Origin of the sequence: Streptomyces sp. NPDC006339 (genome assembly GCF_040612775.1) — a bacterium.
Lineage (GTDB): Bacteria > Actinomycetota > Actinomycetes > Streptomycetales > Streptomycetaceae > Streptomyces.
This window is the reverse complement of sequence record NZ_JBEXQW010000039.1, coordinates 64,064-85,159: the sequence shown is the minus strand read 5'-3', so window position 1 is coordinate 85,159 and position 21,096 is coordinate 64,064. Positions and strand designations below refer to the sequence as shown.

22 protein-coding genes are annotated in these 21,096 nt (G+C 71.5%); 7 read left to right on the top strand and 15 right to left on the bottom strand.

Going from position 1 to position 21,096, the window contains the following annotated elements; genetic code table 11:
* Window positions 1-92 precede the first annotated feature (92 nt).
* The 4 genes from ABZ135_RS28060 to ABZ135_RS28045 are packed head-to-tail and all read right to left on the bottom strand — an operon-like array spanning window position 93 to window position 3,868.
* Entirely contained in the window at window positions 93-776 is a 684-nt protein-coding gene (locus tag ABZ135_RS28060) for a response regulator transcription factor (RefSeq protein ID WP_356699333.1), read from the bottom strand.
* Window positions 773-2,149, bottom strand: a complete 1,377-nt coding sequence (locus tag ABZ135_RS28055; RefSeq protein ID WP_356699331.1) for a histidine kinase — start codon at window positions 2,147-2,149, stop codon at window positions 773-775. Before ABZ135_RS28055 ends, ABZ135_RS28060 begins: the two co-directional genes overlap by 4 nt.
* A gap of 10 nt (window positions 2,150-2,159) precedes the next feature.
* Window positions 2,160-2,930 carry an ABC transporter permease gene (locus ABZ135_RS28050; protein ID WP_356699329.1) on the bottom strand — a complete coding sequence of 257 codons (771 nt, stop codon included), beginning with the start codon at window positions 2,928-2,930 and terminating at the stop codon, window positions 2,160-2,162.
* Window positions 2,927-3,868, bottom strand: a complete 942-nt coding sequence (locus tag ABZ135_RS28045; RefSeq protein ID WP_356699327.1) for an ABC transporter ATP-binding protein — start codon at window positions 3,866-3,868, stop codon at window positions 2,927-2,929. Before ABZ135_RS28045 ends, ABZ135_RS28050 begins: the two co-directional genes overlap by 4 nt.
* A gap of 147 nt (window positions 3,869-4,015) precedes the next feature.
* Here ABZ135_RS28045 and ABZ135_RS28040 point away from each other — a divergent pair, with 147 nt between their 5' ends.
* Entirely contained in the window at window positions 4,016-4,576 is a 561-nt protein-coding gene (locus tag ABZ135_RS28040) for a GNAT family N-acetyltransferase (RefSeq protein ID WP_356699325.1), read from the top strand.
* A 62-nt stretch (window positions 4,577-4,638) separates the two neighbouring features.
* On the opposite strand, the gene ABZ135_RS28035 is transcribed toward ABZ135_RS28040, so the two are convergent.
* From ABZ135_RS28035 to ABZ135_RS28010, 6 genes are all read right to left on the bottom strand, one after another.
* Window positions 4,639-6,339 (bottom strand): type VI secretion protein, encoded by a 1,701-nt coding sequence (locus ABZ135_RS28035; RefSeq protein WP_356699323.1) that lies wholly within the window; start codon window positions 6,337-6,339, stop codon window positions 4,639-4,641.
* Window positions 6,340-6,351: 12 nt separating this feature from the next.
* Window positions 6,352-7,746 carry an ATP-binding protein gene (locus ABZ135_RS28030; RefSeq protein ID WP_345486706.1) on the bottom strand — a complete coding sequence of 465 codons (1,395 nt, stop codon included), beginning with the start codon at window positions 7,744-7,746 and terminating at the stop codon, window positions 6,352-6,354.
* Window positions 7,747-7,766: 20 nt separating this feature from the next.
* On the bottom strand, window positions 7,767-9,320 hold the full coding sequence (locus ABZ135_RS28025) for an SCO6880 family protein (RefSeq protein WP_356699321.1): 1,554 nt from the start codon (window positions 9,318-9,320) through the stop codon (window positions 7,767-7,769).
* Window positions 9,317-10,690 carry a hypothetical protein gene (locus tag ABZ135_RS28020; protein WP_356699320.1) on the bottom strand — a complete coding sequence of 458 codons (1,374 nt, stop codon included), beginning with the start codon at window positions 10,688-10,690 and terminating at the stop codon, window positions 9,317-9,319. The genes ABZ135_RS28025 and ABZ135_RS28020 overlap by 4 nt, the downstream gene beginning before the upstream one ends.
* Window positions 10,680-11,480: a hypothetical protein gene (locus ABZ135_RS28015; RefSeq protein ID WP_356699318.1), complete on the bottom strand. Its 801-nt coding sequence runs from the start codon at window positions 11,478-11,480 to the stop codon at window positions 10,680-10,682. Before ABZ135_RS28015 ends, ABZ135_RS28020 begins: the two co-directional genes overlap by 11 nt.
* A gap of 118 nt (window positions 11,481-11,598) precedes the next feature.
* Window positions 11,599-11,907, bottom strand: a complete 309-nt coding sequence (locus ABZ135_RS28010) for a hypothetical protein (RefSeq protein ID WP_046908545.1) — start codon at window positions 11,905-11,907, stop codon at window positions 11,599-11,601.
* Window positions 11,908-12,283: 376 nt separating this feature from the next.
* Between ABZ135_RS28010 and ABZ135_RS28005 the strand changes: the two genes are divergently transcribed.
* On the top strand, window positions 12,284-13,318 hold the full coding sequence (locus tag ABZ135_RS28005; RefSeq protein ID WP_356699316.1) for a bifunctional lytic transglycosylase/C40 family peptidase: 1,035 nt from the start codon (window positions 12,284-12,286) through the stop codon (window positions 13,316-13,318).
* Between the two features lie 186 nt (window positions 13,319-13,504).
* The gene (locus ABZ135_RS28000; protein ID WP_356699314.1) at window positions 13,505-14,215 is read left to right on the top strand and encodes a phosphatase PAP2 family protein; all 711 of its coding nucleotides are present in this window, start codon (window positions 13,505-13,507) and stop codon (window positions 14,213-14,215) included.
* 106 nt (window positions 14,216-14,321) lie between these two features.
* Here ABZ135_RS28000 and ABZ135_RS27995 read toward each other — a convergent pair whose 3' ends face one another.
* Window positions 14,322-14,459, bottom strand: coding sequence for a hypothetical protein (locus tag ABZ135_RS27995; RefSeq protein WP_356699312.1), 138 nt, complete (start codon window positions 14,457-14,459; stop codon window positions 14,322-14,324).
* A 110-nt stretch (window positions 14,460-14,569) separates the two neighbouring features.
* Between ABZ135_RS27995 and ABZ135_RS27990 the strand changes: the two genes are divergently transcribed.
* Entirely contained in the window at window positions 14,570-15,388 is an 819-nt protein-coding gene (locus ABZ135_RS27990; RefSeq protein WP_356699310.1) for a hypothetical protein, read from the top strand.
* 120 nt (window positions 15,389-15,508) lie between these two features.
* Window positions 15,509-15,679 carry a hypothetical protein gene (locus tag ABZ135_RS27985; protein ID WP_356699339.1) on the top strand — a complete coding sequence of 57 codons (171 nt, stop codon included), beginning with the start codon at window positions 15,509-15,511 and terminating at the stop codon, window positions 15,677-15,679.
* A 59-nt stretch (window positions 15,680-15,738) separates the two neighbouring features.
* On the opposite strand, the gene ABZ135_RS27980 is transcribed toward ABZ135_RS27985, so the two are convergent.
* Complete coding sequence (locus ABZ135_RS27980; protein ID WP_356699309.1) at window positions 15,739-16,098, bottom strand: metal-sensitive transcriptional regulator; 360 nt, start codon at window positions 16,096-16,098, stop codon at window positions 15,739-15,741.
* 193 nt (window positions 16,099-16,291) lie between these two features.
* On the opposite strand from ABZ135_RS27980, the gene ABZ135_RS27975 reads away from it, so the two are divergent.
* Together ABZ135_RS27975 and ABZ135_RS27970 are read left to right on the top strand one after the other, a co-directional pair.
* The gene (locus ABZ135_RS27975) at window positions 16,292-16,912 is read left to right on the top strand and encodes a DUF47 family protein (RefSeq protein ID WP_356699307.1); all 621 of its coding nucleotides are present in this window, start codon (window positions 16,292-16,294) and stop codon (window positions 16,910-16,912) included.
* 6 nt (window positions 16,913-16,918) lie between these two features.
* Window positions 16,919-17,917, top strand: a complete 999-nt coding sequence (locus ABZ135_RS27970) for an inorganic phosphate transporter (protein ID WP_356699305.1) — start codon at window positions 16,919-16,921, stop codon at window positions 17,915-17,917.
* 244 nt (window positions 17,918-18,161) lie between these two features.
* Here the strand turns inward: ABZ135_RS27970 and pstB are convergent, their stop codons facing one another.
* Genes pstB through pstC form a run of 3 tightly spaced genes read right to left on the bottom strand, consistent with a single transcriptional unit; the run spans window position 18,162 to window position 21,005 of the window.
* On the bottom strand, window positions 18,162-18,938 hold the full coding sequence (gene pstB / locus ABZ135_RS27965) for a phosphate ABC transporter ATP-binding protein PstB (RefSeq protein ID WP_356699303.1): 777 nt from the start codon (window positions 18,936-18,938) through the stop codon (window positions 18,162-18,164).
* 25 nt (window positions 18,939-18,963) lie between these two features.
* Entirely contained in the window at window positions 18,964-20,034 is a 1,071-nt protein-coding gene (gene pstA / locus ABZ135_RS27960; protein WP_356699301.1) for a phosphate ABC transporter permease PstA, read from the bottom strand.
* On the bottom strand, window positions 20,031-21,005 hold the full coding sequence (pstC, locus tag ABZ135_RS27955) for a phosphate ABC transporter permease subunit PstC (RefSeq protein ID WP_356699299.1): 975 nt from the start codon (window positions 21,003-21,005) through the stop codon (window positions 20,031-20,033). The genes pstA and pstC overlap by 4 nt, the downstream gene beginning before the upstream one ends.
* Window positions 21,006-21,096: the final 91 nt, after the last annotated feature.

Below are 21,096 nucleotides of genomic sequence, written 5' to 3'. Positions count from 1 at the left end.
TACTGCAGGGGGGACCCTGTGGGAGAGTAGGACGCCGCCGAACAATCATTGTGGGAAAGCCCCGCACCTTATGGTGCGGGGCTTTTCTGCGTTCACCGGTCGGCCGGCGTCACCAGGCCCGTGTCGTAGGCCAGGATGACGGCCTGGACGCGGTCGCGGGAGCCGGTCTTGGCGAGGATGCGGGTGACATGGGTCTTCACCGTGGACTCGGCGAGATGGAGACGGGTGGCGATCTCCGTGTTGTTCCAGCCCTGGCCGATCACCGTCAGGATCTCCCGCTCGCGCTCGGTGAGCGTGGACAGGCGAGGGTCCTCCCGAGGCGCCGCCGGCTCCGGGGCCGGGCGGGACGGCGGGAGATGGTGGATGTAGGCGTCGAGGAGCCGGCGGGTGAGGCTCGGGGCCACCACCGCGTCGCCGCTCGCGACCGCGCGGATGCCGGCGAGGAGCTCCTCGGGCTGGGCGTCCTTCACCAGGAAGCCGCTCGCTCCGGCGCGCAGGCCGTCGTACGCGTACTCGTCGAGGTCGAAGGTCGTGACGATCAGGACCCGGGTACGCGAGCCCGTGGCGATGATGCGGCGCGTGGCCTCGATGCCGTCCAGGCCGGGCATGCGGATGTCCATGAGGACCACGTCCGGGTGGTGGCGGTCGACCAGGCGGACCGCCTCCGTGCCGTTGCCGGCCTCGTCGACGACCGTCATGTCGTCCTGGCTCTCCAGCAGCATGCGAAAGCCGAAGCGCTGCATCGGCTGGTCGTCCGCGATCAGGACCGTGGTCACGAGGGGGAGTCCTCCCGAGTCGGATGGGGCAGGGTGAGTCGGACCCGCCAGCCGCCGGTCGGCGACGGGCCGCAGTCGAGTGTGCCGTCGTAGAGCGCCGCGCGCTCCCGCATTCCCACCAGCCCCTGTCCTCGGGCCGGTTCGGAGGAGCCGCTGCCGCTGCCGCTGCCGGCGCCGGTTCCGGTGTCGGTGACGGTGAGGACCACGGCCCCGGAGCCGTACCTACCGGACGAGCCGGATGAGCCGTTCGAACCGTACGTCAGCCTCAGCGTCACCGTCGCCTCCGCCCCCTCGCCCGCGTGCTTCAGCGTGTTCGTCAGCGCCTCTTGCAGGACGCGGTAGACCGTCAGCTCGGCGCCCGGCGCCAGTTCCAGGTCCTCGGAGGGGAGTTCGGCGTGGACCCGGAGGCCCGTCTTCCGTACGCCGTCGATCAGGGCCGGCAGGTCGGCGAGGCCGGGCTGCGGGCCGCGGGCCGCAGCCTTCCCTTCGCCGTCCTCGCCGTCCTCCCCCTCCCTCAGCACGCCCAGCAGGCGGCGGAGTTCGGCGAGGGCCTGGCGGCTGGTGGTGCCGATGGCGTCGAGGGCCTGGGCGGCGCGCTCGGGGTTCTTGGTGGCCGCGTAACGCCCGCCGTCGGCGAGGCCGGTGATGACCGACAGGTTGTGGCCGATGATGTCGTGCATCTCGCGGGCGATGCGGGCGCGTTCGGCGGCCGCCGCGAGGCGGACCTCCTGGTCGCGCTCCTCCCGGCGCGAGCGGACGGTGATGCCGAGGAGCGCGACCAGGGCGTAGGCCCAGAGGTTCGGGATCACGTGCTGGTCCCACGTGTCGGCCTGGAAGCGGAACGCGCCGGTCAGGAGCGGCGGGACGATCAGGGCGACGGACCACAGGAGGGCGCGGGGCGGCCGGGTCAGGGCGATGTGGAAGACGGGGATCGCCTGGAGGAAGGCGGCCTGGAGGAAGGCGCCGGAGGCCGCGCTGACCAGGGCCCCGCACGCCATGACCGCGAGGACGGCGGTCGGCCGGCGGCGGCGCCAGTGGAGCGGCAGCGCCAGGAGGAGGCTGGTCATGACGATCAGCCAGGTCGGCAGGGACGGGTCCCGGGCGATGGTGCGCCAGCCGCCGGCCGCGTCGACGAGCGCGGCGAGCGTCCAGCCGGCGGTCAGCAGGGCGTCCCACACCCAGGGGCGGGCCGCGTCCAAGGACCGGGCCCGGGCGAGGACACGCTGGACGTACCGGCTCGGTCCCGTCGGCCCCGTGCCCGCGCCCGTACCCCCGTCCGTGCCCGTACCCGCGCCCGTAACCCTGTCCGCGCCCCTGGCCCTGTCCGTGCCCGTACCCCTGCGCGTGGTCTCCGCGGTCGTCTCCCTGGTCACCCGGTCATCCTCATACGTCTCGGCGCGTCAGCGACAGGGCCGGTACGGCGAGTGCCGCGCCCGCCCACAGGAGCAGGGCGAGCAGGGCCGCGCCGGGTGAGGCGGCTCCGGGCAGCGGGGTGGCGGAGCCGAGGGCGCCGGCGGCCTGGGTGGGGAAGTAGCGGACGGCCGTGTCCACGAACGCGTACGGGAGCATGCCGAGCATCTCCGGCAGGATCATCACCCCGCCGATGAAGGCGCCGAGCGCGCCCGGGACGGAGCGCAGGGCGGCGCCCAGGCCGAGGGCGATCACGCCGAGGAGGGTGACGCCGGCGGCGTTGCCGGCGAGCGCGGCGAGGACGCCGTCGTCGGTGAGCGAGGCGGCCTGGTCGGTGTCGCCGAGGAAGATCTGGGCGACCTCGAAGGTGAGCAGGGCGGTGAGGAGGGAGCCGGTGAAGACGACTCCGGTGAAGACCGCGGCCTTCGCCCACAGGACCGGGCGGCGGTGCGGGACCGCGGTGAGGGTCGCGCGGATCAGGCCGGTGGCGTACTCGCCGGCGGTGAGCAGGATGCCGAGGACGGCGAGGGCGATGCCGCCGAGCTGGGATCCGTAGAGCGTGAGGACGACGGTGTCGACGTCGGAGTCGCCGCCGTCGGAGGTGTAGGTGGCGCCCATGAGGAGGCCGACGCCGAGGACGAGGGTGACGGCGGTGAGCAGGGTGATCCAGGTGGAGCGGACCGTCCACAGCTTGTGCCATTCGGAGCGCAGGACGCGGATCGGGGTGATGCCGTAGGTGGTCACGCGGCGGCTCCCTGGTATGCGGCGGCTTCCCGGTATGCGGCGGCTCCCTGGTATTCGACGGAGTCGTGGGTGAGGTCCATGAACGCCTGCTCCAGGGAGACGGTCTGCGGCGTGAGTTCGTACAGCGGCAGGCCGTGGGCGGCGGCGGTGCGGCCGATGGCGGGGGCGTCGAGGCCGGTGACGTGGAGGGTGTCGGGGGCTTCGGCGGTGATGCGGGCCGTGGCGGGGAGCAGGGCGCGCAGGCGGTCGGCGGCGGGGGTGACGACCTTGACGGTGGTGCCGCCGGCGTCCCGTACGAGGTCGGCGACGGTGGTGTCGGCGAGCAGCCGGCCCTTGCCGATGACGACGAGGTGGTCGGCGGTGAGGGCCATCTCGCTCATGAGGTGGGAGGAGACGAGGACGGTCCGGCCTTCGGCGGCGAGGGATTTGAGGAGGGTGCGGATCCAGAGCACGCCTTCGGGGTCGAGTCCGTTGACGGGTTCGTCGAGGACGACGGCGGCCGGGTCGCCGAGGAGGGCGGCGGCGATGCCGAGGCGCTGGCCCATGCCGAGGGAGAAGCCCTTCACCCGGCGGTCGGCGACCTCGGTGAGGCCGGCGAGGTCGAGGACGTGGTCGACGCGGGAGCGCGGGATGCCGTGGGTGAGGGCGAGGGCCGTGAGGTGGTTCCGGGCGGAGCGGCCCGGGTGGAGGGAGCGGGCTTCGAGGAGGGCGCCGACCTGGGTGAGGGGTGCGGGGTGGTCGGCGTAGCGGCGGCCGGCGACGGTGGCGCGGCCGCGGGTGGGGGCGTCGAGGCCGAGGAGCATGCGCAGGGTGGTGGACTTACCGGCGCCGTTGGGGCCGAGGAAGCCGGTGACGGAGCCGGGCCGGACGGTGAAGGTGAGGTCCTGGACGACGGTGCGGTCGCCGTACCGCTTGGTGAGTTCTTCCGCTCTGATCATGACGTCGACGCTAGGGAGCGGGCGGCGGCGCGGCGTCGGACCGGGGGTGGGAGGTGGGCGGCGGGCGTCGTACCGGGGTATGACGCGGGTGTGCCCGTGGGGAGAAATGCCTTGTCAGAGGGGTGCGTGGGTGGCGAGGATCCCCGCATGGACTATTCGATACGTGTGATCCGCGCCGATGAGTGGGAGAAGGTGCGCGAGCTTCGGCTGGCGGCCCTCCGGGACCCGGTGGCGGCCATCGCCTTCCTGGAGACGCACGAGGACGCCGCCGGGCGGCCCGACGGCTTCTGGCGGGAGCGGGCGGAGGGCGCCGCCGGGACGGGCCCGGGGCGGGTGCGCCAGTTCGTGGCGGAGACGCCGGACGGGCGCTGGATCGGCACGGTGACGGTGCTCGTGGAGCGGCCGTCGGACGACGTGCGGTTCGGGGAGCGGGCGGAGGTCGACCAGACTCACCTGGTCGGTGTGTACGTACGGCCCGAGGCGCGCGGCGGCGGGGTGATCGACGCGCTGTTCCGGGCTGCGGTGGAGTGGTCCTGGGCGCTGCCGGAGCCGGAGATCCGGCGGGTGCGGCTGTATGTCCACGAGGACAACGTGCGGGCCGCGGCCTTCTACCGGCGGTTCGGGTTCGTGCCGTCGGGCGAGAAGGTGACGATGCCGGGGAGCGAGACGGAGTTCGAGCTGGAGTACGAGCTTCCGCGGCCCGCCTGACCGGCCCGGCCGACCGGCCGATTGACTGGCCGGCCGATTGACAGGCCGGCCGTCCGGCCTTCCTACGGCTGGGGGAGCGGTTCAGCCCAGCGGGCGCGGGCCTGTTCCGGGGAGCGCATGAGGGCGAGGGCGGGCAGGACCCGGTCGGTGCCCCCGGTGCCCCCGGTGCCCCCGGTGCCCCCGGTGCCCCTGGCGCTCTCGGCGATGAGGGCGGGGAGGCCGGGGATCGGCGCGACGGCGGCGATGTCGTCGAGGACGAGGCTCAGTGGTGGGTCGAGCCGACCGTCGGATGACCGTGCGGCCATGCGGCGGCCGTGCTCGACCACGCTTGCGGCGAGGGCGGTCAGCAGGGGCATCGCGCCCGGGTGGGTGCGCGGGTCCTCGATCGGTTCACCCACCACGTAAAGGGTGCCCTGTTCGGCGACGAATGATGCCAACGTGAGCGAATCCGTTCGATTCGCGGTGCACGCCTCCCTGATGTGGATCGAGGAGAGGGACGACAGCGCACGGGCCGTCAGCTCCTGGGCGGCGCGGCGGCGTTCGGGGTACGCGGTGAGCGCGGACTCCAGCAGTCCGGCGTGGCCCGCGGCGGCCTTGGGGTGGGTGCGGAGGATCCGTACGGGGTCGTGGGCGTCGGCGCCCTGCGCCCAGCGGTGGACCTGCTTGAACGGTCGTCCGTCCGTGGCGGCGGCGTGCAGCCAGCAGCGCAGGAGCGTTTCCGCGGTGTCGGCGAGTGCCGCGTCCAGGCGGGCCTGGGGCCGTACGGGCGCGAGCAGCGCCGCCGCCCGCTCCTGCGCCACGGCCGCGTCCTCGCAGCCCTCGGCCGGGCTCCAGTGCAGCCGGGCGGGGGTGTCGCAGAGGTGGCCGGGGTCGTAGACGAGGACGGGACCGAGCTTGCCGCGGGCGTCCTTGGTCTCGGCCCACAGGGTCGGGTCGGAGGTGACGACGAGGACGGCGCCCTCGGCGTCCCGTACCGCCTGCACGGCGAGGGGACGGCGGGTGGCGGCGGGGCCGTAGACGATCCTCGGGGTGGGAGAGGGCGCAGGGGGTGCCGTGGTCTGGGGGGCCGGGGATGCCTGTGGTGCCGAGGGTGCCGGGGAGTCGTGCGGGCCGCCCTGGAGGGGCAGGCGCGGGGCGGGAGGCCGGGTGTCGGTGTCGCCGCCCGTCGCGCCGGCGAAGGCGGGGCCCGGAGCGGGCGCGGGCAGGGGCTCGGGCGTGCCCTGCGCGGCGGACCGGCGGTCGTGGGCTGCCGTCCCCTCGTACGTCCTGGTGTCGTCGTACGCGCGGCCGGTCGCCCGCCCGCGGCGCCCGCCCCCGTCCCCGTCCCCGTCCCCGTACCTGTCCTCGTACCCCTCCTCGTACCGGCCCCGCGCGGTCCCCTTCGCCCCCTTCGCGTACGTGCCGGCCTTCCGGCCCGCGCGGACCGCGCGCCAGCGGGCGAGGGTGCCGAGCGCGAAGACCGCGAGGACGACGAGGACCATCGCCTCGCCGATGACGAGGCCCCAGAACAGCCCGTAGCCCGACAGCGCGCCCGGTGGGGTGGCCGGCCAGGCGGCGGGGAGGTCCGTCGGCGCGGACAGCAGGGAGCGCAGGGCGAGCGGGGTGCGGGTGAAGGTGACGCCGTCCGGCCAGGCGCCGTGGGCGAGGAGGCCGGAGAGGCCGGTCGCCGTCCAGACGAGGACGGCGAGGCCCAGCAGGAGGGCGAGCAGTCCGACCACGAGACCGTCGGGGATGCCGCCCTCCCGCCGTACCTCTTGCTGCATGTCAGTCCGTCCTCACGCCACCGTCGACTGCGAGGAGTCGTTCATCTGCTGCTCGATGAGGATGGCGCGCTGTTCCGTCTCCCATTCCAGTTCCTCGTCGGTCATGGACGATTCGGTCATGGCGCGGTCGGTGTAGACCAGCGGGCGTTCCTTCTCGGTGATGAGGTGCTTGACCACCTGGACGTTGCCGTTGACGTCCCAGACCGCGATGCCGGGGGTGAGGGTCGGGATGATCTCGACCGCCCAGCGGGGCAGGCCGAGGACCCGGCCGGTGTTGCGTGCCTCGTCGGCCTTCTGGGCGTAGATGGTCCGGGTGGAGGCCATCTTGAGGATCGCCGCGGCCTCCTTCGCCGCCGCTCCGTCGACGACGTCGGAGAGGTGGTGGACGACCGCGACGAAGGACAGGCCGAGGCGGCGGCCGAACTTCAGCAGGCGCTGGAACAACTGGGCCACGAACGGGCTGTTGATGATGTGCCATGCCTCCTCGACGAGGAAGATGCGCTTCTTCCGGTCGGGGCGGATCCAGGTGTGTTCCAGCCACACGCCGACGATCGCCATGAGGATCGGCATGGCGATGGAGTTGCGGTCGATGTGGGAGAGGTCGAAGACGATGAGCGGGGCGTCGAGGTCGATGCCGACGGTCGTCGGCCCGTCGAACATGCCGCGCAGGTCGCCGTCGACCAGCCGGTCGAGGACGAGCGCCACGTCCAGGCCCCAGGCCCGTACGTCGTCTATGTCGACGTTCATGGCCTCGGCGGACTCCGCCTCGGGGTGGCGCAGTTGCTCGACGATGTCGGTGAGGATCGGCTGGCGGTCGGTGATGTGCTCGTTGACGTAGGCGTGGGCGACCTTGAGCGCGAAGCCGGAGCGCTCGTCGAGGCCGTGGCCCATCGCCACCTCGATGATGGTGCGCAGCAGGGCGAGCTGGCCGGTGGTGGTGATGGACGGGTCGAGCGGGTTGAGGCGGATCCCGGCGTCGTTGGCGACCATCGGGTCCAGGCGGATGGGGGTTATCCCCAGCTCCTGGGCGATGAGGTTCCATTCGCCGACGCCGTCCTCGCCCTGGGCGTCGAGGACGACGACCTGGCGGTCGCGGAAGCGGAGCTGGCGCAGGACGTAGGTCTTCTCCAGCGCCGACTTGCCGTTTCCGGACTCGCCGAGGACCAGCCAGTGGGGGGCGGGGAGCTGCTGCCCGTACAACTGGAAGGGGTCGTAGATGTACCCCTTGCCGCTGTAGACCTCACGGCCGATGATCACGCCGGAGTCGCCGAGGCCGGGGGCCGCGGTCGGCAGGTAGACGGCCTGGGCCTGTCCGGTGGAGGTGCGGACGGGCAGGCGGGTCGTCTCCACCTTCCCGAAGAGGAAGGAGGTGAAGGCTTCGGTGAGGACGGACAGCGGATCTCGCATCGGTCTGTGCCCCTTCGGCCCTAGCGGCGGATGCCGGTCGCGAACGGCAAGGTGTTCACAAAGGCCCGGTGGTGCTCGCGGTCGCACCACTCCAGCTTCAGATACGACTTGCCGGCGGAGGCCCTGATCGTGCGCTTGTCGCGGGCGAGGGCCTCCGGCGAGCGCGCCGATACGGTGATGTACCCGACGAGGTTGACGCCCGCCGCTCCGCTGGCGAGATCTTCACCCCGCTGGTCGAGCCGGCCGTGGGCGGCGATGTCGCGCGGGTCGACGGTGCGGTTCATCTTGGCCTGGCGGGACGCCTCGGCCTCGTCGTTGGTCTTCTCGGTGAGCATGCGCTCGATGGCGACCTCCGTGGGCTCCAGGTCCATGGTGACGGCGACCGTGCGGATGACGTCGGGGGTGTGGACGAGGAGCGGGGCGAGGAAGTTGACGCCCACGGGGGTCATCGGCCACTCCTTGATCCAGGCGGTGGCGTGGCACCAGGGCGCGCGGGTGGCGGACTCGCGGGTCTTGGCCTGGAGGTACGTCGGTTCCATCGCGTCCAGCTCGGCCGGCCAAGCGTTTCGTTTCGTCATGGCCTGGATGTGGTCGATGGGGTGGTCCGGGTCGTACATGGAGTGCACGAGGGAGGCGAGGCGGGACTGGCCGAGGGGCTGGCGGACCCGGATGTCGGCCTCGGCGAGCCGGGCGCAGATGTCGGTGAGCTCGCGGGCCATGACGACGGCGAGGCCGGCGTCGCGGTCGAGCCTGCGGGCGCCGGAGGCGTGGCGGGCGGCGCGGGCCATGGCGTTGGCCTCGGCGGCGAGCTCGCGGGTGTAGTGCATGCAGGCGACCAGGTAGGCGCGGTGCTGCTCGCTGGAGGTGGAGACCATGGACTGGAGCTGGTCGTACGACTCCTGGAGCCAGGCCGGGGCCTGGTGGTCGCCGCGCTGGGCGACGTCCTTGGCGTGGGCGTCGGGGTCGGCGGGGAGGGTGCGGGCGAGCATCTGGAGGCGGGTGACGAAGCCGTCCCCGTTGGCGACGTGCTTGAGGAGGGTGCCGAAGCGGTCGACGAGGGCTTCCTGGTCCTCGGAGTCGCGCAGGCCGACGCCGGGGCCCTCGATCTCGATGGCGGCGGTGACGGTGCGGCGGTCGGCGTGCAGCAGGACGGCGATCTCGTCGGGGCCGAAGGGGGCGGAGAGCCAACTGATCCGGCCGATGCCGGGCGGCGGGCCGACCTCGACCTCGCGGCCGTCGAGGCGGGTGCCGGCCTCGACGGCGCCGGAGCGGTAGGCGGTGCCGCGCTTGAGCATCCGCTTGTAGCTGCGGTTGATCTCGAACCACTTGTAGAACGTGCGGTGCTTGTACGGGACGTAGACCGCGGCCAGGGCGATCATGGGGAAGCCCATGAGCAGCACGATGCGCAGGGACAGGACGGGGACGATCAGTCCGCTCATCATGCCGAGGAAGGCGCCGGCGATGATGAGCGCGATCTCGCCGGTCTCGCGGTTCTTGCCGACGATCGCGTTCGGCCGGGCGCGGCCGATGAGATACGTGCGGCGGGGCGCGACCGGCTGGGACTGGGTCGTCAACGCCCTCCACCTCCTGTGTGCTTGGTGCTGCTGTTGCTGCTACGGCTGGTGTGCGGGGTGCCCGCGGTGGGACTGCCGCTGCGGGGCGCGGGCGGGGGTGTGGGTGCGGTGCCGCCTCCGGTGCCGCGGCTGCTGTGGGCGGCGACGCCGCCGGAGAGCGGGTTGGCGGGGCGGGGGGTGCCGCCCTGGCCGCCGCCGCCCTGGTTGCCGCCGTCGCTACGGGTGCTGTGGGTTTTGATGCCCTGGGAGACGAGGGAGGCGGGGGAGGAGATGACGGCGGCGGCGGCGTTCTCGCCGGCGCGGTGCAGGCGGTTGTTGCGGGAGGCGACGATCTCGTCGCCGAAGCCGGGGACGAAGCGGTAGATCATCGCGGAGGCGAAGATCGCGAGCAGGATGATCGCGAGGCCGGAGACGACGGCGGAGAAGGCGTCGGGCCCGGTGCCGGAGGAGAGCGCGCCGGCGAGGCCGAGGACGATGACGATGACCGGCTTGACGAGGATCACCGCGATCATGATCCCGGCCCAGCGGCGGACGTGGCCCCACATGTTCTTGTCGACGAGCCCGGAGTAGACGACCACGCCGAGCAGCGTGCCGACGTAGAGCAGCACGGCCCGCAGGACGAGCTCGAGGTAGAGCACGCCGGCCGCGAGGATCGTGACCAGGGACACGATGATCAGCATGATGGGCCCGCCACCGATGCTGTCGCCCTTCTCCAGGGCCTGCTTGAAGTTGCCGAAGAAGACGTCGGTCTGCTGGCCGGTGCCGGAGGCGATGACCTCGGTGACGGCGTCGGTGGCGTTGACGACGGTGTAGAGGATCAGCGGCGTGAAGGCGGACGCGAGGACGGTCAGCCAGAGGAACCCGATCGCCTCGGAGATCGCGGTGGTGAGCGGCACGCCGCGGATGGCGCGCTTGGCGACGGCGAGCAGCCAGAGGAGGAGGGTGAGGAAGGTGGCGGCGGCGAAGACGATGGCGTAGCGGCCGAGGAACTCGAGGTTCGTGAAGTCGACGTCGGCGGTCTTCTTCACGGCCTCGGACAGCGTGTCGACCACCCAGGCGGCGGCCTTGGCGCACCCGTTGGCGAGGGAGGAGAGGGGGTCGAGGGCGGTGGTGGGGTCGTCGAGGCGGGTGCGGGAGCCGCCGCCGTTGTTCTGGCCGTTTTCGCAGTAGTCCCGTGCGGGGCCGCGAATCAGGTCGCAGGGGTTGTTGCTGCCCGACGGGCTGGGCGTGGGCGTGGCCGCCGGTGGGGTGGTCGCCGGCGGCGGGGTGGGCGCCGCGACGGCACGGGCGGCGAACAGGACGAGAGCGGCCTGGGCAGCGGACAGCGCGGTGGCGATGCCGATGCCACGGGACAGGGTCTTACCGGGCATAGGTGAAGCCTCCGAACGTGCCGACAGCGTCCGCCATGTCCTCGGCCGTGGACGCCCTTTGGTCGCGACCCACGGGTACCGGTCCGTCCTTCTGGCTGAAACCGGTGACCTTCCAGTCACCGTCGACCCACCGAAGCTCGTACGTGCTCGTGTACCAGGCTTCCGTCACAGGGCTCTGGGAGCCTTCACCGGCGAGGCCGAACAGCGACGAGTACCAGACCGCGACCGTGGCTCGGTCGCCCGAGAAGCTTTCGACCTTGGAGCCCGCCGGGATCACCCGGGAGACGAACATCAGGCCCGGTGGCACCGTGCCGTCCTCGTTGAGGCCGATCCGGCTCAGGAATCCTTTGTCCGTGTAGACCTTGTCCAGCGCGCCCTGCTGCGAGGCCGCGGCCTCGGGCGCGTACACGGCGCGGACGATCTCGCTGCGGGAGGCGGCGGTGAACATGTCCACCGACCCCAGCGCCACCGCGTAATTCGCCGCCGCGCTCTGCGCCCCCTGCTCGTCCCTCGCGAAGCCCGACGGGATCGTGCCGTTCTTGCCGGTGACCGGGCGGACGCCCGTCGCCGCCGTGGGGGCGGCGGAGCGGGTGGTGGTGCCCGGGCCGGCGGTGGCGTCGGAGGGGGAGGAGCCGTCGCCGCGGTTCGCGAGGGCGATCGCGGCGACCAGGAGGACCACCACGCCCACGACCGCGACGAGGGAGCGGGAGCCGCGGGCGGGGGGGCGGGGGGTACCGGGGTCGGGGAGGCGGGTGCGGGTCTGGCCGTCGTGCTCGTCGCCGAGGCTCATGCCGGGTACGCCCCCTCAACCGTTCGCGGGTACGACGAAAGCCGTGCTGCTGGGTTCCGCGCGGGCGCGGCGTGGTGACTGGACATCAGGGAACGCGACCTCGGTGGTGAGAAACGGGTTAGACGGCCATCCCGTACACGATGGTGAAGAGCGTCCCCAGCGACCCGATGATGAAGACGCCGGTCAGACCCGCCACGATCAGGCCCTTGCCCTGCTCGGCGCTGAAGGTGTCCCGCAGGGCGGTGGCGCCGATGCGCTGTTTGGCCGCTCCCCAGATGGCGATGCCGAGGCAGAGCAGGATGGCCACGGCCATCACGACCTCGATCATCACCTTGGCCTCGGCGCCCAGGCTCCCGAAAGGCCCCCAGTTCGGGGCGATTCCACCGATGATGGTGGTGATGTCGCCCTTCTCGGCCGCCAGGTACATGTAACTCACCGCCCCTGTTGGGTAGTTCGTCGCCCCTGCCGGATGGCATGGGCCGTCGACCCTATCTTCGCTGATGAAACCGCTCGCGTGTGACGGCTTGACGGCTCTCTTTACCCGATCCCCGCACACTTGACCGATCTGACCGTCTTGACCTGCGACGGTGTGGCCGGTTCCTATGCGAAGAAGCGTATGGTCACTCTGTGTATCACGCAGGGTGACTCCGGGCAATGATTGTCGTTGTGGCACCTTTGGGGCGGCGCGGGGCACGCGGGAGGGTGCTCCCGGCCACTTCCGTTCCGTCCGGTTCGTCCACGCCCTGCCGCGGGTCCTCGCGCCTAGACTGGCGTGGGGCGTACTGCCAGGAGCCGAGGGGTGGTTGACGGTGCGTAAGGCGCGCAGGGCGTGGCTGGTGGCCGGTGTCGTGTTCGGGGTCTGCCTCAGCTTTGTCGCGCTGATCGTGGTCGGGACGTACTCCGCGGCCGCCGGGCTGCTCGGCGGTGCCGGGAACGGGAAGAACGGGACCGTGGCGCTGGCCAAGGGGGCGGTGCCGGCGGCGTACCAGGGGCTCGTGCAGCAGTGGGGCAACCTGTGTCCGGCGATCAATCCGGCGCTGCTGGCCGCGCAGCTCTACCAGGAGAGCGGCTGGAATCCGACGGTGGTGTCGCCCGCGAACGCGCGCGGCATCGCGCAGTTCATCCCCGGCACCTGGGCCGGGCACGGCATCGACGGGGACGGGGACGGGGACCGGGACGTCTGGGACCCCAAGGACGCGATTCCGTCGGCCGCCTCGTACGACTGCGAGCTCGCCGGGTACGTGAAGGACGTGCCGGGCGATCCGACGAACAACATGCTGGCCGCCTACAACGCGGGCGCCTACCGGGTCATCAAGTCCGGCGGTGTGCCGCGGATCCGGGAGACGCAGAACTACGTGCGGATCATCCGGTCGCTGGAGAAGAGCTTCGCCCGGCCGGTCGGACGGGTCGACCCGTCCCGGCAGGCCGCCGGGGCGATCTACTACGCGCAGCAGAAGCTCGGTACGCCGTACCTCTGGGGCGGTACGGGCACGGCGGCGCAGAACGGCCGGTTCGACTGCTCGGGGCTCACGCAGGCGGCGTACGAGTCGGTGGGCATCAAGCTGCCGCGCGTGGCCAACGACCAGTACAACGCCGGGCCGCATCCCAGCCGGGACGAACTCCTGCCGGGCGACCTCGTGTTCTTCTCCGACGACCTGACGAACTCCCGCGCCATCCGGCACGTGGGCATCTATGTCGGCGGCGGCTACATGATCGACGCACCGCGCACCGGGGCCGTCATCCGCTTCGACCCGATCGACACGCCCGACTACTTCGGCGCGACCCGGGTGACCCAGGACGGCGCGGCGGCGCTCCCGACCCACCTGCCGCAGCCGTGACCGCCGAGCCGGAACGCTCCGTGAGGCTCGGGCCCGGAGCTGCGACGGCCCGTCACCTTTCGATAACGTCGTAGTGATCTTGGGCGAAGAGCGGAACGCTGCCCTCGGGCGGATCGTTTCCCGATCCGACCGTTCTGACCACGGGGGTTGGACACCACACCGACACACAGCAAGGGGCCGCATCAGATGGCTGGACTCGCATCGGACGGTTCGAACCCCGATGTCAGCCTGCTCTACGACATCAACGGGCTGGCGAAGGCCGCCCCGCCGTGGTTCGACCGCGTCATGGAGTTCGTCGGCGAGTACGGCATCATGCTCGGCCTCGTCCTGGTCGTGCTCTGGTGCTGGTGGAGCATCCGCAGGAGGGGCTCGCTGGGCGATTCCGTGAGCGGTCTCGTCGGGCTCGTCTGGGCCCCGCTCGCGGCCGGCATCGCGCTCCTCGTCAACATCCCGATCCGTGGCTTCGTCGAACGCCCCCGGCCGTTCAACGACCACCAGGGGCTCGACGTCCTCGTCGCCGGCAAGACCGACTACTCGTTCGTGAGCGACCACGCCACCATGGCGATGGCCATCGCCGTCGGCGTGTTCGTCGCCCACCGCCGCTTCGGGCTCGCCGCCATCGGGCTCGCGCTCGCCGAGGGCTTCTGCCGGGTCTACATGGGCGTCCACTACCCGACGGACGTCGTCGGCGGACTCGCCCTCGGCACCGCCGTCGCCCTGCTCCTCGCCCCGCTCGCGCTGGCCCTGCTCACCCCGCTGGTCTCCGCCGTCGCCCGCTCCCGGCACGGCGCCCGCCTCGTCCGCTCCCGCCGCGCCGCCGAACGCACGGCCCTGGCCGAGACCGTCGGCATCCCCGAGCCCCGCCACGGCTCGGGGGAGAACGACCTGGCGGCCTAGAGCGCCGCAGGGGGCGCCGGAACCTCGCGCCGACCGGCACCTCGCCGACCCACCCCGGCCCTTGGCCGGCCTCCATCCCGGGGGCCCGACCGAGGGCCGGGGTCGTCTACGCCGCCACCGACGCCTTGTGCTCCGCCGCGTCCGCGCGGGCCCGTTCACGGGAGCGGCGGGCCGGGCCTCGCCAGCCGCAACTGCACCGGGCGATCGCGAACGAGCCGCGTTCCGTGGTCTCCGTGTGATGCACGTCCCCACCGTACTGCCGGGGCGGGCGCGCGTGACGGGGCGTCCGGACCGTCGTTATCCGGTCGGGCGGGATCCGGACAGCGGCGGCACGGCGTTGGGGGTTGGCAGGCGATGGTGGTGCGGAACGGACGCTCGGGCGGGGCATGGGCCGTCGCCGCCGCGCTGGTCGGGACGGTGGCCGCCGGCGGCTGCGCCGACCCCGGCGACGAGAGGGGACAGGGCGGTGACCCCGTCGCCTCCGTGCGCGGCGCGGCCGAGGTGCTGGCCCGCGCCGGGTCGTCCAAGGCGAGCACCTCCATGGAGATGGCCTCCGGCGGGACCCGGGTCACCATCCGCGGCGAGGGCACCTACGACTTCCGCCGCCGCACCGGCAGCCTCCAGGTGGTGCTGCCCAAGGCCGCTTCGGGGGAGAGCGCGCACCGGCCCATCACCGAGCTGCTCGCCCCCGGCGCGCTCTACATGAAGAACCGGGGCGCCGGAGTGCCCGCCGACAAGTGGGTACGGGTCGACACCACCACCCTCGACGACGGCAACCTGGTCACCGGCGGCGCCACCGACCCGGCCGCGGCGGCCGAGCTGCTCCGCGGGGCGAAGCGGGTGGACTACGTCGGCGAGGTCGACCTCGCGGGGGTGAAGGTCCGGCACTACCGGGGCGTCGCGGACATCGCGGAGGCGGCCCGCCGGGCCGCCCCGCAGGTGCGCGGGGCGCTCGCGGCGGCGGCGAAAGGGTTCACCACGGACACGGTGCCCTTCGACGCGTATCTGGACGGGGAGGGGCGGCTGCGCAAGGTCCGCCACCAGTTCAGCTTCAGCAACCAGGGCCGCACGGTCGCGGTCGCCTCGACCACGCTGCTGTACGGGTTCGGGGCGCGGGTGTCCGTGACGCTGCCCGACCGCGAGGACATCTACGCCGGGAAGATCAAGGCATGAACGGGTGCCCGGGTGCGGGCACCGGGGGGCCAGGGCCAAATGGTCCGGACGTGTCATGTGCGGTCCGTAGGCCGCTCCCTACGCTGGGAGACCGACGCCGGCAGGAAGAGGTGAATGCGCATGGCCCCGCCGCTCGGTACCCCGACCGCGCTCAGCGACCCCGAGTGCGTCGCCCTGGCCGAGATCGAACTCTGCGGTGAACTGATCATCGCCGCCTCCGCCGTCGAGGAGGAGCGGCTGAGCGCCGACCGCATCGACGAGGTGCTCCGGGTCGACACGGAGACCCGCTAGCCCGCGCGGGACCCGGCGGGGAACGCCGGGCCACCCGGACCGCCGGTCCCGTACCCCCGTCAGGTGCGCATCATGCGCGCGATGGCCTTCGTGGCCTCCTCGACCTTCGCGTCGATCTCGTCGCCGCCCTTGGTGGCCGCGTCCGCCACGCAGTGGCGCAGGTGCTCCTCCAGGAGCTGGAGGGCGAAGGACTGCAGCGCCTTGGTGGACGCCGAGACCTGGGTGAGGATGTCGATGCAGTACACGTCCTCGTCGACCATGCGCTGCAGCCCGCGGATCTGGCCCTCGATGCGGCGGAGCCGCTTGAGGTGCTCGTCCTTCTGCTTGTGGTAGCCGTGCACGCCGTGGTCGTGGCCGTGGTCCGGCGACGGCTCGGCGGTCTCGGGGGTGACCTCGGCCGCCGCCTCGGTGGTCGTCATCGCGTCCTCCCGCTGTCCAGAAAGGGTGTGTATACCCCTCGTGGGTATATGGTACCGATCCCCGCCGATCGGGGCGGGGTCCCGTGCAGTTCACTGTGCCTGATGGGCGACACTGAAGGGACGCCGGTTAGCCGTGGCCGGATGATGCGCCTAGCATCAGCCTGACCGAAACCCAGCACCCCGAGGACCCCACGTGCGATTTCGTCTGACCCCCAGGGAGACGAGCTTCTACGACATGTTCGCCGCGTCCGCGGACAACATCGTCACGGGCTCCAAGCTCCTGATGGAACTGCTCGGAGCGGAACCCTCCGCCCGGGCCGAGATCGCCGAGCGGATGCGGGCAGCGGAGCACGCCGGCGACGACGCCACCCACGCGATCTTCCACCAACTGAACTCGTCGTTCATCACCCCGTTTGACCGCGAGGACATCTACTCCCTCGCGTCGTGCCTCGACGACATCATGGACTTCATGGAGGAGGCCGTCGACCTGGTCGTCCTCTACAACATCGAAGAGCTCCCCAAGGGCGTCGAGCAGCAGATCGAGGTCCTGGCCCGGGCGGCCGAGCTGACCGCCGAGGCCATGCCGCACCTGCGGACGATGGACAACCTCACCGAGTACTGGATCGAGGTCAACCGCCTCGAGAACCAGGCCGACCAGATCCACCGCAAGCTGCTCGCCCACCTCTTCAACGGCAAGTACGACGCCATCGAGGTGCTCAAGCTCAAGCAGATCGTGGACGTGCTGGAGGAGGCCGCCGACGCCTTCGAGCACGTGGCGAACACCGTGGAGACCATCGCGGTCAAGGAGTCCTGAGGCTTCGTGGACACCTTCGCTCTGATCGTCACCATCGGTGTCGCGCTCGGCTTCACGTATACGAACGGATTCCACGACTCCGCCAACGCCATCGCGACCTCCGTCTCGACGCGGGCGCTGACCCCGCGCGCGGCGCTGGCGATGGCGGCGGTGATGAACCTCGCCGGCGCGTTCCTCGGCAGCGGCGTCGCCAAGACCGTCAGCAAGGGCCTGATCGAGACGCCGTCGGGCAGCAAGGGGATGGGCATCCTCTTCGCCGCGCTGGTCGGCGCGATCGTGTGGAACCTGGTCACCTGGTACTTCGGGCTGCCCTCGTCCTCCTCGCACGCCCTGTTCGGCGGCATGGTGGGCGCGGCGCTCGCCGGCGGGATCGATGTGATCTGGTCCGGCGTGGTCGAGAAGATCGTCATTCCGATGTTCGTCTCGCCGTTCGTCGGGCTGATCCTCGGCTATCTGGTCATGTGCGTGATCCTGTGGATCTTCCGCCGGGCCAATCCCCACAAGGCCAAGCGGGGCTTCCGGATCGCCCAGACCGTCTCGGCGGCGGGCATGGCCCTCGGTCACGGCCTCCAGGACGCCCAGAAGACGATGGGCATCGTGGTGATGGCCCTGGTCATCGCCGACGTCGAGCAGGCCGGCGACGCGATCCCGGTCTGGGTGAAGGTCGCCTGCGCGGTGATGCTGTCGCTCGGTACGTACGCGGGTGGCTGGCGCATCATGCGGACGCTCGGCCGCCGGATCATCGAGCTGGACCCGCCGCAGGGCTTCGCGGCGGAGACCACGGCGGCGTCCGTGATGTACACGGCGTCCTTCATGTTCCACGCGCCGATCTCCACCACCCATGTGATCACCTCGGCGATCATGGGCGTGGGGGCGACGAAGCGGGTGAACGCGGTGCGCTGGGGCGTCGCGAAGAACATCATCCTGGGCTGGTTCATTACGATGCCGGCCGCGGCGCTGGTGGCCGCGGTGAGCTACTACATCGTCAAGCTGTTCTTCGGCTGACGGGCGGTGGCCCCCGGAATTGCTGGGGGTCCGGGGGTTATCCCCCGGGGGATGCAGTATCACGATGCCGGCCGCGGCGCTGGTGGCCGCGGTGAGCTACTACATCGTCAAGCTGTTCTTCGGCTGACGGCCGGGCGCCCCGCGCGGGCGTCGGTGGAAACGTGGCGGGCCCGGCTCCCCTGTGGGGGAGCCGGGCCCTTTCGTGTCGTACGGCGGCACCGCCATGCAGCGCCGTACGACGGGGTTATCCGAAGCGGCCGGAGATGTAGTCCTCGGTCGCCTGGACACTCGGGTTGGAGAAGATGCGCTCGGTGTCGTCCAGCTCGATCAGCTTGCCGGGCTGGCCCACGGCCGCCAGGTTGAAGAACGCCGTGCGGTCCGAGACGCGGGCGGCCTGCTGCATGTTGTGCGTCACGATGACGATCGTGAAGCGCTCCTTCAGCTCGCCGATCAGGTCCTCGATCGCGAGCGTCGAGATCGGGTCGAGGGCCGAGCAGGGCTCGTCCATCAGCAGGACGTCCGGCTCGACCGCGATGGCGCGGGCGATGCACAGGCGCTGCTGCTGGCCGCCGGAGAGGCCGGAGCCCGGCTTGTTGAGGCGGTCCTTGACCTCGTTCCAGAGGTTCGCGCCCTTGAGGGAGCGCTCGACGATCTCGGCGAGCTCGGCCTTCTTGTAGGAGCCGTTCAGGCGCAGGCCCGCCGCCACGTTGTCGAAGATCGACATGGTGGGGAAGGGGTTGGGCCGCTGGAAGACCATGCCGACCGTGCGGCGCACGGCGACGGGGTCGACCCCGGGGGCGTACAGGTTCTCGTCGTCCAGCATCACCTTGCCCTCGACGCGGCCACCGGGGGTGACCTCGTGCATGCGGTTCAGGGTGCGCAGGAAGGTGGACTTGCCGCAGCCGGACGGGCCGATGAAGGCCGTCACGGAGCGGGGCTCGACGGTCATGGAGATGTCGTCGATCGCCTTGTGGTTGCCGTAGTAGGCGGAGAGGCCGCTGACGTCGATTCGCTTGGCCATATCAGTTCACTTCCAGAGTGCCGCGTCAGCGGCCGGTCTTCGGGGCCTTCCAGCGGGCGATGCCGCGGGCCACCAGGTTGAGGATCATGACGAAGGCGATCAGGACGAGCGCGGCGGCCCAGGCGCGGGCCACGGCGGCGTCGGTGCCGACCGCGTACTGCTCGTACACGTAGAGCGGCAGGGAGGACTGGGCGCCTTCGAAGGGGTTCGGGTTGATGAGCTTCGTACCGAACACGAGGAGGAGGACGGGGGCCGTCTCACCGGTGATGCGGGCGACCGCGAGCATGACGCCCGTGGTGATGCCGCCGATCGCGGTGGGCAGGACCACCTTCAGGATCGTGCGCCACTTGGGGACGCCGAGGGCCAGGGACGCCTCGCGCAGCTCGTTCGGGACGAGCTTCAGCATCTCCTCGGTGGAGCGGACCACGACCGGCATCATCAGGATCGCGAGGGCCATCGCGCCGGCGAAACCGGAGGGGCCGAAGCCCAGCATCAGGTTCCAGGTGGCGAGGATGAACAGGCCCGCGACGATCGACGGGATGCCCGTCATGACGTCGACGAAGAAGGTGACGGCCTGGGCGAGCTTTCCGCCGCCGTACTCGACCAGGTAGACCGCGGTCAGCAGGCCGATCGGGGCGGCGATCAGGGTCGCGATGCCGACCTGCTCCATGGTGCCGAGCAGCGCGTGGTAGACACCGCCGCCGGCCTCGGCGTCGAGGACGCCGTTCATGGAGTGGGTGAGGAAGTAGCCGTCGAGGACTTCCATGCCCTTGCTGATCGTCACCCAGGCCAGGGAGAGCAGCGGGACGACGGCGAGGACGAAGCAGACCCAGACGAGGCTGGTGGCGACGCGGTCCTTGGCCTGGCGGGAGCCTTCGACCTTGGTGGTCAGGGCGTAGGTGCCGAGGACGAAGACCAGCGCGGAGATCAGGCCCCACTGGACCTTGCTGTGCCAGCCGGCGGCGAGGCCGATGCCGCAGCCCGCGGCGATCGAGACGACGGCGACGGCGGCCGGGGTCCAGCGCGGCAGGCGCGCGTGGGCGAGGGGGCGGCGTGGGGTCACGGTGACGGGACGCTCCTGGACGGCGTGGCTCATGCGTTCGCCCCCGAGTACTCCTTGCGCCGCGCGATGATCCAGCGGGCGGCGCCGTTGACCAGCAGGGTGATGGCGAAGAGGACGAGACCGGAGGCGATCAGGGCGTCCCGGCCGAACTCGTTGGCCTCGTTGAACTTCGCGGCGATGTTCTGGGCGAAGGTGCCGCCGCCCGGGTCGAGCAGGTGGCCCGAGATGACGAAGCTGGGGGAGAGGACGACGGCTACCGCCATGGTCTCACCGAGGGCGCGGCCGAGGCCGAGCATGGAGGCGGAGATGATGCCGGAGCGGCCGAAGGGCAGCACCGACATGCGGATGACCTCCCAGCGCGTGGCGCCGAGGGCGAGGGCCGCCTCCTCGTGCATCTTCGGGACCTGGAGGAAGACCTCGCGGGTCACGTTGGTGATGATCGGGAGGATCATGATCGCCAGCAGGATGCCGACGGTGAAGAGGCTGCGGGCGAGGCCGTCGCTGGACTTGTCGAAGACGTACGTCCAGCCCAGGTACTGGTCGAGCCACTTGTTGAGGCCGTCCAGGTACGGGACCAGGAAGATCGCGCCCCAGAGGCCGTAGATGATGCTGGGCACGGCGGCGAGCAGGTCGACCACGTACGCGAGCGGCTTGGCCAGCCTGCGCGGGGCGTAGTGCGAGATGAACAGCGCGATGCCGATGGCGATCGGCACGGCGATGACCATGGCGATGATCGAGGAGACGACCGTGCCGAAGGCGAGGACGGCGATGCCGAAGACGGGCGGGCTGCCGGCCGGGTTCCACTCGAAGGTGGTGAAGAAGTTGGCGCTGTCCTGGGAGATCGCGAGGACGGCGCGGTAGGTGAGGAAGACCGCGATCGCGGCCATGATCACGAGGAGGGTGATGCCGGATCCGCGGGAGAGACCGCTGAAGATGCGGTCACCGGGGCGGGTCGCGCCCTTGGGGCGCGGGGCCCCTTGTATGTCTGGTGTGGTCGTAGCCATCTGTTTCTTCTCCGGTCTGCGGAGCGGGTACGGGCCTCACGGCGTCGTACGGGCTCCTGGCGGCGGTGCACCGGATCCCGGGGGCCGGCCC

Bases quoted from the DNA above. Each gene is read 5' to 3' on its own strand.
- ABZ135_RS28045 (WP_356699327.1), bottom strand. From the start codon at position 3,868: ATGATCAGAGCGGAAGAACTCACCAAGCGGTACGGCGACCGCACCGTC.
- ABZ135_RS28040 (WP_356699325.1), top strand. From the start codon at position 4,016: ATGGACTATTCGATACGTGTGATCCGCGCCGATGAGTGGGAGAAGGTG.
- ABZ135_RS28035 (WP_356699323.1), bottom strand. From the start codon at position 6,339: ATGCAGCAAGAGGTACGGCGGGAGGGCGGCATCCCCGACGGTCTCGTG.
- ABZ135_RS28030 (WP_345486706.1), bottom strand. From the start codon at position 7,746: ATGCGAGATCCGCTGTCCGTCCTCACCGAAGCCTTCACCTCCTTCCTC.
- ABZ135_RS28020 (WP_356699320.1), bottom strand. From the start codon at position 10,690: ATGCCCGGTAAGACCCTGTCCCGTGGCATCGGCATCGCCACCGCGCTG.
- ABZ135_RS28015 (WP_356699318.1), bottom strand. From the start codon at position 11,480: ATGAGCCTCGGCGACGAGCACGACGGCCAGACCCGCACCCGCCTCCCC.
- ABZ135_RS28010 (WP_046908545.1), bottom strand. From the start codon at position 11,907: ATGTACCTGGCGGCCGAGAAGGGCGACATCACCACCATCATCGGTGGA.
- ABZ135_RS28000 (WP_356699314.1), top strand. From the start codon at position 13,505: ATGGCTGGACTCGCATCGGACGGTTCGAACCCCGATGTCAGCCTGCTC.
- ABZ135_RS27990 (WP_356699310.1), top strand. From the start codon at position 14,570: ATGGTGGTGCGGAACGGACGCTCGGGCGGGGCATGGGCCGTCGCCGCC.
- ABZ135_RS27985 (WP_356699339.1), top strand. From the start codon at position 15,509: ATGGCCCCGCCGCTCGGTACCCCGACCGCGCTCAGCGACCCCGAGTGC.
- ABZ135_RS27980 (WP_356699309.1), bottom strand. From the start codon at position 16,098: ATGACGACCACCGAGGCGGCGGCCGAGGTCACCCCCGAGACCGCCGAG.
- pstB (WP_356699303.1), bottom strand. From the start codon at position 18,938: ATGGCCAAGCGAATCGACGTCAGCGGCCTCTCCGCCTACTACGGCAAC.
- pstA (WP_356699301.1), bottom strand. From the start codon at position 20,034: ATGAGCCACGCCGTCCAGGAGCGTCCCGTCACCGTGACCCCACGCCGC.
- pstC (WP_356699299.1), bottom strand. From the start codon at position 21,005: ATGGCTACGACCACACCAGACATACAAGGGGCCCCGCGCCCCAAGGGC.